The organism is Paenibacillus sp. P3E (assembly GCF_001909045.1).
Taxonomy (GTDB): Bacteria; Bacillota; Bacilli; order Paenibacillales; family Paenibacillaceae; genus Paenibacillus_AQ; species Paenibacillus_AQ helianthi.
On sequence record NZ_LVWH01000174.1, the window covers coordinates 25,282 to 38,259 of the forward strand.

Below are 12,978 nucleotides of genomic sequence, written 5' to 3' on the forward strand. Positions count from 1 at the left end.
TTTAGATCCTACCAGCGGTAGTGAGCAAACGCTTTGTTCGCTTCAGCCATTTTGTGCGTATCTTCGCGTTTCTTAACAGAAGCGCCTGTGTTGTTGGAAGCATCGATAATCTCAGCCGCCAAACGCTCTTCCATAGTCTTCTCACCGCGGTTGCGTGAGTAGTTCACGAGCCAACGTAATCCCAGAGCAGTACGTCTCTCAGGTTTAACCTCGATAGGCACTTGGTAGTTAGCACCGCCGACACGACGAGCTTTTACTTCCAATACCGGCATGATATTCTTGATGGCTGCTTCGAAAACTTCCATCGGTTCTTTGCCCGTACGTTCTTGGATCAATTTAAACGAATTGTACAGAATGCTTTGAGCGACACCTCTTTTACCACCCAGCATAATACGGTTGATCAAACGAGTAACCAACTTGCTATTATACAATGGATCTGGCAATACATCTCTCTTAGTAACTGGACCTTTGCGTGGCATGGATATCCCCCTTTCTTAAATGTTTATTATTCAGGTATTGCAATCTTATTTCTTAGCCTTAGGACGTTTCGCACCATATTTGGAGCGAGCTTGCATCCGGTTAGCTACGCCTGCAGTATCTAGAGCGCCACGTACGATGTGGTAACGAACTCCTGCAAGGTCCTTAACTTTACCTCCGCGCAGCAATACTACACTGTGCTCTTGAAGGTTATGTCCGATCCCCGGAATGTAAGCAGTCACCTCAAGACGGTTCGTCAAACGAACACGGGCATACTTACGAAGTGCGGAGTTTGGTTTACGTGGTGTCATTGTGCCTACACGAGTGCATACACCGCGTTTTTGCGGAGCGCTCAAGTTTGTAGCCTCACGCTTCAGGGCGTTAAACCCTTTTTGCAGAGCGGGAGATTTGGACTTTTCGATTTTGGCTTGACGGCCTTTACGAACCAGTTGATTAATAGTTGGCATGTTGTGCCACCCCCTTCCTGAAATGATAATCCATTTACGAACATTAAGTCCACAGACCCAGGCGGTTCATAAAAAGACAAATGAAAAGTCTTTGCTGCCGGAGTGTACCCCGGTACAAAAACAATTTCCTTGCTATTGTTTTAAGACGGCTGCCATAGCAGCACCAACTTCTATACCGCAAGCTTTGCCCAAGTTCAGCATGGTATCAACATAAGTGATCTTCACGCCTTGTTTGTTGCAAAGCATAACAATTCTGGAAGTAAGCCGTTGATCTCCGTCCTCCGCCACATAGACTTCTGCGGCTTGGCCCAACTCTACCGCCTTGACGGTTTGTTTGGTACCGATCTTGACCTGAGCATCCTGCAATCCCATATCATCAGTCATAATATATGATTACCTCCAATGAACAAGAATAACAAGGCCACTCACGCACCTTAGACATATTAGCATTATCATCTGATGATGTCAAGAAATTCGGCAATAAATTTATAAATATTCACAGTGGAGTGACCGCGTCACGATCTATAACGACCATGACGCGTAAAACTGCCACTATGATTATTCAACTATTCAGCAGGAACCGTCTCTAGAGCTTCCAGCTTGCTTTCTTCATTCGGATCGCTAAGCGTGACATTGCGGTAACGGTTCATACCCGTACCGGCAGGAATCAGCTTACCAATCAGAACGTTTTCTTTCAGGCCGAGAAGTTTATCCACTTTACCTTTGATCGCTGCATCTGTCAGGACACGAGTTGTTTCCTGGAAGGATGCCGCAGATAAGAAGGAGTCTGTTTCAAGCGAAGCCTTGGTAATACCTAGCAGTACCGGTTTGGCAACTGCCGGCTCCTTACCAGACAGAATTGCTTCCTTGTTGGCTGCTTCATACTCATGAATATCAGAGAAAGCACCCGGCAACAGATTCGTATCACCAGCTTCGATGATGCGGATCTTGCGCAGCATTTGCTTAATCATAACTTCAATGTGCTTATCATTGATTTCAACGCCCTGGTTACGATATACACGCTGTACTTCTTGCAGAATGTAGTTTTGTACCCCGCGGATCCCTTTGATGCGCAGCATTTCTTTCGGGTCGATCGAACCGTCTGTCAGTTCATCCCCAGCTTCGATCTCCTGGCCTTCACTAACACGTAGACGCGAGCCATAGGTAATAGAGTAGGTTTTGGATTCAGCTTCCCCTTGTACCTCGATTTCACGACGGTCCTTGGTTTCACGGATTTCCTTGATTACACCATCAATCTCACTAATTGTCGCCTGACCTTTAGGGTTACGGGCTTCAAACAGTTCTTGAATACGAGGCAAACCTTGCGTGATGTCATCACCGGCAACACCACCGGTATGGAACGTACGCATGGTAAGCTGGGTTCCTGGCTCACCGATGGATTGAGCGGCGATAATACCTACAGCTTCACCGATATCCACATGTTTGCCTGTTGCCAGATTACGTCCGTAGCATTTCTTGCAGACCCCGTGACGGGCACGGCAGCTCAATACAGAGCGAATCTGCAGCTTGGTTACCCCTGCGTTCACAATTTCCTCAGCCTTGTCGGAGTCAATCAGATCGTTACGGTTAACGATGACTTCCTTCGTCTCTGGATGACGAACAGTTTCAAAGGAGTAACGGCCTTCAATACGGTCATACAAATCCTCGATAACTTCCTTGCCATCCTGTATCCGGCTGACAGTGAAGCCTTTATCCGTACCACAGTCTTCTTCACGGACAATAACGTCTTGTGCAACGTCAACGAGACGACGGGTTAGATAACCAGAGTCCGCTGTACGCAGCGCTGTATCGGCCAGACCTTTACGAGCTCCGTGAGTGGAAATAAAGTACTCGAGGACGGTTAGGCCTTCACGGAAGTTCGCCTTGATTGGCAATTCAAAAATCCGTCCTGAAGGTGTAGCCATCAGACCACGCATACCACCCAGCTGTGTAATCTGCGATTTGTTACCACGCGCCTTGGAGTCAACCATGAGCATGATAGAATTGAACCGGTCCATCGATTTGAGCAGGATGTTCGTAAGATCATCCTTCGTCTTCGACCAGATTTCAATGACGCGGTCATACCGCTCATCATTGGTAATCAGACCACGACGGTATTGGTTGGCAACCACATCAACCTTAGCTTCCGATTCTTTAAGAATGGTTACTTTCTCTTCAGGTACAATAACATCCGATACGGCTACAGTAACACCGGAACGAGTGGAGTACGTGAAGCCGAGTTGCTTGATTTTATCCAAAATCATAGATGTCTTGGTTGTATGGTAAATCTCAAAGCAACGGGCAATAATTAAACCTAAATATTCTTTACCTACTGCACTTGCATCCGGCAGGCTCATGATTAATTCGCGAATATCCGCGCCTTTTTCATAAATGAAATATTTCTCAGGTGTGCCTTGCAGCAAGTTGGTTTTTGTTGCTTCGTTGATGTAAGGGAAACTGCTTGGATAGATTTCGTTGAAGATAATCTTACCGACAGTTGTAATTAGCATTGCATTCTGCTGAGCTTCCGTAAAGCATGTTTTGCCGAGAGCTTTGGCAGGAATAGCTACGCGAGCATGTAAGCCTGCAGTTCCGCGTTGGTAAGCCGATACAGCTTCGTTCACGGTACGCAGAATCATGCCACTTCCCTTTTCTTCCTTGTTGTCCATGGTCAAATAGAATGTACCAAGGACCATATCCTGAGAAGGTGTAACTACCGGTTTGCCATCTTTAGGGTTCAGAATGTTACCGGAAGCCAGCATCAGGATACGTGCTTCAGCCTGAGCTTCAGCGGACAGAGGAACGTGAACTGCCATCTGGTCACCGTCAAAGTCGGCATTGTAAGCCGTACATACGAGTGGGTGCAGACGGATAGCATGACCCTCAACCAGAATGGGTTCAAATGCTTGAATCCCGAGTCTGTGAAGCGTAGGTGCGCGGTTCAGCAGAACCGGATGCTCCTTAATAACATCTTCAAGCACATCCCACACTTCTGGGCTGACACGTTCAACTTTGCGTTTTGCACTCTTGATGTTATGGGCAAGGCCCTTGTTAACAAGTTCTTTCATCACGAACGGCTTGAACAATTCGAGCGCCATTTTCTTAGGCAGACCGCATTGATACATTTTCAGGTACGGGCCTACTACGATAACGGAACGTCCAGAATAGTCAACACGTTTACCGAGCAAGTTCTGACGGAAACGTCCCTGTTTACCTTTCAGCATATGGCTGAGGGATTTGAGCGGACGATTACCAGGACCTGTTACAGGACGGCCACGACGGCCGTTATCAATCAAAGCATCTACGGCCTCTTGAAGCATGCGTTTCTCGTTCTGCACGATAATGTCTGGCGCACCGAGGTCTAACAGTCTTTTCAGACGGTTATTACGGTTAATTACACGACGATACAGATCATTAAGGTCAGACGTAGCAAAACGGCCACCATCGAGTTGAACCATTGGACGAAGCTCAGGAGGAATAACCGGAAGTACATCCATGATCATCCAGTCAGGCTTGTTGCCGGAGTTGCGGAAAGCCTCGATCACTTCCAGGCGTTTGATCGCCCGGTTGCGGCGTTGACCTTGAGCTGTGCGCAGCTCTTCTTTGAGGAATTCCAGCTCTTTATCGATATCGATATCCTGAAGGAGCTTTTTAACCGCTTCAGCACCCATTCCGGCTTGGAATCCGTAACCGTATTTTTCACGATAGCTGCGGTATTCCTTCTCGGACAGAAGTTGTTTCTTCTCCAACGGTGTTTCACCTGGATCCGTTACAACATAAGATGCAAAGTAGATGATCTCTTCAAGCGATCTTGGGGACATATCAAGGGCCAGACCCATACGGCTTGGAATCCCTTTGAAATACCAGATATGAGAAACCGGAGCAGCCAATTCGATGTGACCCATACGTTCACGACGAACCTTGGCACGTGTAACTTCAACGCCGCAACGATCGCACACAACGCCTTTATAACGTACACGTTTGTATTTACCGCAATGGCATTCCCAGTCTTTTTGCGGTCCGAAAATGCGCTCGCAGAACAAGCCCTCTTTTTCCGGTTTCAACGTACGATAGTTAATGGTTTCCGGTTTTTTTACTTCTCCGCGGGACCAAGAGCGAATTTTTTCCGGAGAAGCAAGCCCGATTTTCATAAATTCAAAACTGTTGATGTCCAACAAGGAGCAACCCTCCTTAATCTATATCTTGATTTATTACCGCATAGGCCCTCTCTTGACGGTTAGGTCAACAGAGGGCACGGTTCATTTCAATGAAATTCAGCTTTACTAGAACTACTCTATCCCGACTTCCGCGCCTTCCAAATTCAGGCTCAGCTTGTCGCCTGACGTCTCGTCCTCATCGTCCAGTTCCTTCATCTCAATCTCCTGCTCATCGCCACTGAGGATCTTAACATCCATACCCAGCGACTGCAGTTCCTTGATCAATACTTTGAACGCTTCGGGTACACCAGGTTCCGGCAAGTTCTCACCCTTGACAATGGCTTCGTACGTTTTCACACGTCCAACCACGTCATCGGATTTTACTGTCAAGATTTCTTGCAGTGTATAAGCAGCGCCATAGGCTTCAAGCGCCCAAACTTCCATTTCCCCGAAACGCTGTCCACCAAACTGGGCTTTACCGCCGAGTGGCTGCTGGGTAACGAGTGAGTAAGGACCTGTGGAGCGGGCATGAATCTTATCATCAACCATGTGCGCCAGTTTGATCATGTGCATGACACCGACAGTTACTTCACGTTCGAAGCGTTCACCTGTACGGCCATCGTATAGCACAGTTTTACCATTGCGTTGCATGCCGGCTTCTTCCATCGTATCGAAGACGTCATACTCGCGCGCACCGTCAAATACCGGAGTGGCAACGTGAATCCCCAGACGAAGTGCAGCCATACCAATATGAACTTCCAGCACCTGTCCGATATTCATACGGGAAGGAACGCCCAGCGGGTTCAGTACTACCTGTACTGGCGTACCATCTGGCAGGAAAGGCATATCTTCTTCAGGAAGTATACGGGCAACGACACCCTTGTTACCGTGACGTCCGGCCATTTTGTCACCCTCAGAGATCTTACGTTTCTGAGCGATGTAGACACGAACCAATTGATTCACACCTGGTGGTAGTTCATCACCATTCTCACGGGTGAATACTTTAACGTCAACGATAATACCATCACTACCATGAGGAACGCGCAGGGAAGTATCACGCACTTCACGTGCCTTCTCACCAAAGATTGCATGGAGCAGGCGCTCTTCAGCAGTCAGTTCAGTTACACCCTTAGGAGTTACTTTACCGACAAGGATGTCACCAGCATTGATTTCCGCACCAATACGGATAATACCGCGTTCGTCGAGATTGCGAAGCGCTTCTTCACCGACATTTGGAATATCACGGGTAATCTCTTCTGGTCCCAGCTTGGTATCACGAGCCTCAGATTCGTATTCTTCAATATGAATTGAAGTGTATACATCTTCTTTGACCAGCTTTTCACTCAACAGGATCGCATCCTCGTAGTTGTAACCTTCCCAAGTCATGAACGCAACAACTACGTTGCGGCCCAGGGCCAATTCACCCATTTCTGTGGAAGGTCCGTCTGCAAGAATGTCACCTTTCTTCACAAGGTCGCCTCTTTTAGCCAGTGGACGCTGATTTATACAGGTACCTTGGTTCGAACGCATAAATTTGTGTAATTTATATTTAACGATATCACCTTTAACCTCTTTGCCTTCAATCATCTCAACCCGGCGCAGCCAGATTTCGTTGGCAGAAGAACGTTCAATAATACCGTCATATTTGGAGACAATACATACGCCAGAGTCCTTAGCGGATTTATGCTCCATTCCTGTACCGACAAGTGGAGCCTTCGGAATCAGAAGTGGAACGGCTTGACGCTGCATGTTAGACCCCATCAGCGCGCGGTTGGAGTCATCGTTCTCAAGGAACGGAATGAGCGCCGTAGCGACTGATACAACCTGTTTTGGTGATACGTCCATGTAGTCAACGCGGTTACTAGGCATAGTGGTAATGTTGTCTGAATCCTTGTTGTAACGAACGATAACCATGTCTTCCTTAAAGGTTCCATCTTCATCGATCTGCACATTTGCCTGAGCAACTACATAGTTATCTTCTTCATCGGCGGTCAAATAATCGATATGTTCTGTCACCTTGCCGGTCTTTGGATCCACCCAACGGTACGGAGCCTCAATAAAGCCGTACTCATTGATGCGGGCAAAGGTGGACAAGGAGTTGATCAAACCGATATTCGGACCTTCCGGCGTTTCGATTGGACACATACGGCCGTAGTGACTGTGATGTACGTCGCGGACTTCAAAGCCTGCGCGTTCACGGGTCAGACCACCGGGTCCGAGTGCGGATAGACGACGCTTATGCGTAAGTTCAGCAAGCGGGTTCGTTTGGTCCATAAACTGCGACAGCTGGGAACTACCAAAGAATTCTTTAATAGACGCAATAACCGGGCGAATATTGATCAGAGCCTGCGGAGTAATTGCATTCGCATCTTGAATCGACATTCTCTCACGCACTACGCGTTCCATACGGGACAACCCGATACGGAATTGGTTCTGAAGCAATTCACCCACGGAACGCAGACGACGGTTACCCAAGTGGTCAATGTCATCTGTATTGCCGATACCATGCAGCAAATTAATAAAGTAGCTGATTGAGGAAATAATATCAGCCTGGGTAATATGTTTAACGGATTTATCGATATTGCCGTTGGCAATCAGCTTGATAACCCTGCCTTCCTCGATCGGCGAGAATACATCGATCGTTTGCAACGGGATATCTTCACTGTCCAGTACTCCACCGGTAACTCGGTAGGTTTTGGCAGCGACTTCTTTCTCAAAATAAGGGATCAGCTCATCAAGAAGTCTGCGGTCAACCATTTGTCCGGATTCCGCCAGAATTTCTCCAGTAGCCTCATCAACCAAAGGCTGTGCCAGCCGCTGATTAAACAACCGGTTCTTAATGTGCAGCTTTTTATTGATTTTGTAACGACCGACGTTAGCCAAATCATAGCGCTTCGGATCGAAGAAACGTGCGACCAAAAGGCTCTTTGCGTTATCTAGTGTCGGCGGCTCGCCCGGACGCAGACGCTCGTAGATTTCAATAAGCGCCTTCTCAGTGGAGTCCGTATTGTCTTTATCCAGCGTATTGCGAATATATTCATCATTCCCAAGCAGTTCCAGAATCTCGGCATCACTGCCGAAACCGAGAGCACGCAGAAGGACAGTAACTGGAATTTTACGTGTCCGGTCGATACGAACATACATGATGTCCTTAGCGTCCGTTTCCAATTCAAGCCAAGCTCCGCGGTTTGGAATTACTGTGGCGGTGTAGGTTTTTTTGCCGTTCTTATCTACTTTCGTGCTGAAATAGACGCTTGGAGAGCGAACCAACTGGCTGACAATAACCCGTTCCGCACCATTGATAATAAAAGTGCCGGTCTCCGTCATCAGCGGGAAATCTCCCATGAACACTTCCTGCTCTTTGACCTCACCGGTCTCCTTATTGATGAGCCGCACCTTCACACGCAGAGGAGCCGCATATGTCACGTCCCGCTCTTTAGCGTCGTCAACCGTATACTTCGGTTCGCCTAGGCTGTAATCAATGAACTCAAGCACCAAATTGCCTGTGAAATCCTGGATTGGCGAGATGTCCTGGAACATTTCACGCAAACCTTCCTCCAAAAACCAATCATACGATTTCTGTTGGATCTCGATCAGGTTAGGGACCTCGAGTACCTCTTTAATTCTCGCATAGCTCCGCCGAGTGCGTCGACCATACTGAACAAGATGTCCTGCCAACTTTACTCACCCCTCATGTCTACTCACTTAAAAATTGATTGCGAACCCTTGTTTGGACCCGTATAATGGAACCATAACACAAGGACTCAGCCATAAATAAAGAAAAGCCCTTATCGAATTCTTCGAAAAAAGAGCGCATCTTTCCACGGCCAAAATACTCCTTATCCGTAGATTTGCCTAAAACGTAGGTATTATACGTCACCAAGCAACAGTTTATGCGCTATTATCTATTGACCCGGCGACCCTCGCCGTGACAGGAACATAGAGAACTGAATTCGCAAAAACTTGCCGTACGGCATGCGCTTACCGGCGACAATATATTACTTGACATTTCAGCAAACTAAAGACATGGAGCCTATCTTAATACTGACATTTTATAATAATAACACTATCGACAATACATGTCAACATGCTATTTATTTTTATTTTTGTGCTTTAATAATCCGATAGCCTTTGTCTTTCCCTACTTCTTCTACATCCTCAAACATGCTCTCAAGCTTGGCTACTGCCGATGGTGCCCCCTGTTTCTTCTGAATCACAACCCACAGCGCTCCGCCCTTATTCAAATGCTCATAGGCTTGTTCGAAAATTTGATGCACCACCGTCTTACCGGCACGAATTGGAGGATTTGTCACAATCACATCGAATTTCCGTCCCTTCACGGCAGAGAGTACATCACTCTCCAATACGGTTACATTGCTAATCCCATTGTTCCGGGCATTCTCACGAGCTAGTTCTACCGCCCTGCTGTTAATATCAATCATCGTGATATGTCCCTTGGGGGCCAGATAAGCTGCGCTAATCCCAATCGGGCCGTAACCACAACCCACATCAAGTACGGAGGTTCCATCCGGAAAATCCATCGTTTCGATTAGTACACGGCTGCCGTAATCAATATCTCCTTTGGAAAAGACACCGGCGTCGCTGGTAAAGCGGAGGCTTTTTCCTCTTAGAACCGTATCGATGGTGCGTCTATCATGACGCGCATCCGGCTGCTGCGAGTAATAATGCTGCGACATATTATATTATCCTCCCTTTCGTTCTGCTCTTTCTAGCAAGGCATAGCTTATACAGCAACCCCCTTGAACAAGTTCAAGGGGGTTGCTAGAACTGGGAACAGGCATAACACCTATTCCCGGTGCAAAACCATAAAAGTTATATTACTTCACTTCTACAGCTGCGCCTGCTTCTTCCAATTTTGCTTTGGTAGCTTCGGCTTCTTCTTTGCTTACTTTTTCTTTGATTGCTTTTGGAGCGTTGTCTACGAGGTCTTTAGCTTCTTTCAAGCCCAGGCCTGTGATTTCGCGAACGATCTTGATAACGTTGATCTTGGAAGCGCCAGCGCCTGTCAAGATTACGTCGAATTCGGATTGTTCTTCTTCTACTGCTGCTACTGCACCGCCAGCTGCTACTGGAGCTGCTGCAGTTACGCCGAACTCTTCTTCGATTGCTTTTACCAGGTCGTTCAGTTCCAATACGCTCATGCCTTTAATTTCTTCCAAGATTGTTTCTTTGCTCATGATTGAACCTCCATTTTATATTTAAATTTATTTGTGGTAATGATTATAATACTAGAATCAAAGGCTTACGCGCTTTGTTCTTCCTTCTCAGCAACAGCCTTAACTGCAAGCGCGAAGTTGCGCATTGGAGCTTGAAGTACGCTAAGCAGCATAGACAGCAAACCTTCACGGGAAGGAAGCTCAGCCAGTGCTTTCAGTTGGTCCGCATCGATGACACGGCCCTCCACAACGCCACCCTTAAGTTTCAGAGCATCGTTCTTTTTAGCGAAATCGTTCAGAATCTTAGCGGCTACTACTGCGTCTGTTTCGCTGAAAGCGATCGCTGTAGGACCAGTCAGAACGGCATCGAGTTCAGTCAGTTCAGCCGCAGCTGTTGCACGACGAACCAATGTGTTCTTCAGGACTTGAAAATCAACCCCAGCTTCACGAAGCTGCTTGCGCAGTTCAGTCACTTGGGCAACGTTCAATCCGCGGTAGTCCGCAACAACAGTAGAAACACTGTTCTGCAGTTTGCCGGTAACAACATCAACCGCGTCCTGTTTAGCTTGGATTACTTTTGCATTTGCCAATTGTATACACCTCCTGAAAAATTATGTTACGGCGATTGTTTCCGAAAAAACAACACCGTCCTACGCAGGCATTAGAAAAGCCTCCGCAGATTCACGAAGGCTTGATAAAACGATAGTGATCCGGCAAGCGCCATACACTTCTTGTTTCTATCACAACACCTCGGTAGGGAATTAAGCCTCACGGCACCTACTGTCTACGGTAAGCATATTCAAGTTGAAGAATGATCACCTTAAAGTTCACAACTGTTACAGATTATCAAAGATGACCCAGAGAGTCAACCTTTATTTATCTGAAAGCAGCTGCATTCACACGAGCGCTTGGTCCCATAGTAGACGAAATTGCGATGCCTTTAAGATATACACCTTTGGCAGCAGCTGGTTTCGCACGGTTCAGAGCATCGATCAGGGATTTAAGGTTTTCGTTCAGTTGTTCAGCATTAAAAGACACTTTGCCGATAGGCGCGTGAATTTGGCCTGCTTTATCGAGACGGTATTCGATTTTACCGGCTTTAATTTCTTGAACAGCCTTAGTAACATCGAAAGTAACCGTGCCGGCTTTAGGGTTAGGCATGAGACCTTTACCACCAAGCAAACGACCAAGTTTACCGACTTCACTCATCATATCAGGTGTAGCTACGCAGACGTCGAATTCAAACCAGCCCTGTTGGATCTTGTTGATCATATCCTGATCACCTACAAAATCCGCGCCAGCAGCTTCCGCTTCTTTCGCTTTTTCACCTTTTGCAAATACAAGCACGCGTTGTGTTTTGCCTGTGCCGTGTGGCAGGACAACAACACCACGTACTGCTTGGTCTTGTTTACGGGGGTCTACACCCAGACGAACTGCTGCTTCAACGGTTTCGTCAAATTTAGCAGTGGCTGCCTTTTTCACAAGCTCTACAGCTTCTGAAGGCTCGTAAGTCGCTTCGCTATTGATTAGCTTAGCAGATTCCTGGTATTTCTTACCATGTTTAGCCATGAAAATGTTCCTCCTTTGTGGTATTAGCGGAAATTCCTCCCACATATTACGGTCATGCAAGACCGGTTCATCGAAAACATATTAGTCTTCGATTGTAATCCCCATACTGCGGGCAGTACCTTCAACCATACGCATTGCAGCTTCGATAGATGCAGCGTTCAGGTCGGGCATTTTTGTTTCAGCGATTTCACGAACCGCTGCGCGGCCCAGCTTCGCTACTTTTTTCTTGTTTGGTTCACCGGATCCTTTTTCTACTTTCGCAGCAATGCGAAGCAGAACAGCAGCCGGAGGAGTTTTGGTGATGAAGGTAAAGGAACGGTCTTCAAATACTGTAATTTCAACCGGAATGATCAAGCCAGCCTGGTCGGCAGTACGAGCGTTGAATTCCTTACAGAATGCCATGATGTTGACACCTGCTTGACCTAACGCCGGACCTACTGGAGGCGCTGGATTCGCTTTCCCTGCAGGAATCTGCAGTTTCACCATTTTAATAACTTTTTTAGCCATGAGTGACACCTCCTTGCAAAAATAGTGGTATTCGAACACTAAATAGCGTTCTCCCACAAGAAACCCTTGCGACTGTTATATTTTCTCCACTTGAGTGAAATCCAACTCCAGCGGGGTTTCCCGTCCAAACATGTTGACATGCACTTTGATCTTGCTCTTGTCAGCCAAAATTTCTTCCACAGAGCCCACAAAATTCGCAAAGGGACCAACCATAATACGTACGGATTCCTTAATTTCGAAATCAATCTTCGCTTTAGGTTCAACCATGCCCATATGCTTCAGAATTTGTTCAACTTCTTCCGGAAGCAGAGCGGTAGGTTTGGACCCGGAACCTGTCGAACCAACAAATCCGGTAACGCCCGGCGTATTGCGGACTACATACCATGAATCATCAGTTTGAACCATTTCGACCAAAACATAACCAGGGTAAACTTTACGCATGACGGTTTTTTTCTTGCCGTCCTTGTTTACCAGTTCTTCTTCCATAGGAACAAGAACACGGAATATTTTGTCTTCCATGCCCATGGACTCAACGCGTTTTTCCAAATTGGCCTTGACCTTATTCTCATACCCGGAATAGGTATGAACAACATACCATCTTTTTTCCATACCAAGCCACCTGGG

11 protein-coding genes and 1 other annotated feature are annotated in these 12,978 nt (G+C 47.0%); all 11 genes read right to left on the reverse strand.

The window, feature by feature from the left end:
• Window positions 1–8 precede the first annotated feature (8 nt).
• The 11 genes from rpsG to nusG all read right to left on the reverse strand — a co-directional run bounded on the left by rpsG (window position 9) and on the right by nusG (window position 12,963).
• On the reverse strand, window positions 9–479 hold the full coding sequence (gene rpsG / locus A3842_RS18235; protein WP_020427074.1) for a 30S ribosomal protein S7: 471 nt from the start codon (window positions 477–479) through the stop codon (window positions 9–11).
• A gap of 45 nt (window positions 480–524) precedes the next feature.
• Complete coding sequence (rpsL, locus tag A3842_RS18240) at window positions 525–944, reverse strand: 30S ribosomal protein S12 (RefSeq protein WP_020427075.1); 420 nt, start codon at window positions 942–944, stop codon at window positions 525–527.
• Window positions 945–1,076: 132 nt separating this feature from the next.
• A complete protein-coding gene (locus tag A3842_RS18245) occupies window positions 1,077–1,328 on the reverse strand; it encodes a ribosomal L7Ae/L30e/S12e/Gadd45 family protein (RefSeq protein WP_020427076.1) in 252 nt (83 codons plus the stop codon).
• A 182-nt stretch (window positions 1,329–1,510) separates the two neighbouring features.
• The gene (gene rpoC / locus A3842_RS18250; RefSeq protein ID WP_074086521.1) at window positions 1,511–5,122 is read right to left on the reverse strand and encodes a DNA-directed RNA polymerase subunit beta'; all 3,612 of its coding nucleotides are present in this window, start codon (window positions 5,120–5,122) and stop codon (window positions 1,511–1,513) included.
• Between the two features lie 111 nt (window positions 5,123–5,233).
• Entirely contained in the window at window positions 5,234–8,779 is a 3,546-nt protein-coding gene (rpoB, locus tag A3842_RS18255) for a DNA-directed RNA polymerase subunit beta (protein WP_074102291.1), read from the reverse strand.
• Window positions 8,780–9,201: 422 nt separating this feature from the next.
• Window positions 9,202–9,798, reverse strand: coding sequence for a class I SAM-dependent methyltransferase (locus tag A3842_RS18260; RefSeq protein WP_074102292.1), 597 nt, complete (start codon window positions 9,796–9,798; stop codon window positions 9,202–9,204).
• A 141-nt stretch (window positions 9,799–9,939) separates the two neighbouring features.
• A complete protein-coding gene (gene rplL / locus A3842_RS18265; RefSeq protein WP_074086518.1) occupies window positions 9,940–10,299 on the reverse strand; it encodes a 50S ribosomal protein L7/L12 in 360 nt (119 codons plus the stop codon).
• A gap of 65 nt (window positions 10,300–10,364) precedes the next feature.
• Complete coding sequence (gene rplJ, locus A3842_RS18270) at window positions 10,365–10,868, reverse strand: 50S ribosomal protein L10 (protein ID WP_074086517.1); 504 nt, start codon at window positions 10,866–10,868, stop codon at window positions 10,365–10,367.
• Window positions 10,869–10,932: 64 nt separating this feature from the next.
• Window positions 10,933–11,086, reverse strand: a sequence feature (ribosomal protein L10 leader region).
• Window positions 11,087–11,154: 68 nt separating this feature from the next.
• On the reverse strand, window positions 11,155–11,847 hold the full coding sequence (rplA, locus tag A3842_RS18275) for a 50S ribosomal protein L1 (RefSeq protein ID WP_074086516.1): 693 nt from the start codon (window positions 11,845–11,847) through the stop codon (window positions 11,155–11,157).
• 81 nt (window positions 11,848–11,928) lie between these two features.
• Window positions 11,929–12,354 carry a 50S ribosomal protein L11 gene (rplK, locus tag A3842_RS18280; RefSeq protein WP_020427083.1) on the reverse strand — a complete coding sequence of 142 codons (426 nt, stop codon included), beginning with the start codon at window positions 12,352–12,354 and terminating at the stop codon, window positions 11,929–11,931.
• Window positions 12,355–12,429: 75 nt separating this feature from the next.
• Entirely contained in the window at window positions 12,430–12,963 is a 534-nt protein-coding gene (gene nusG, locus A3842_RS18285; RefSeq protein ID WP_020427084.1) for a transcription termination/antitermination protein NusG, read from the reverse strand.
• Between the last annotated feature and the right edge of the window lie 15 nt (window positions 12,964–12,978).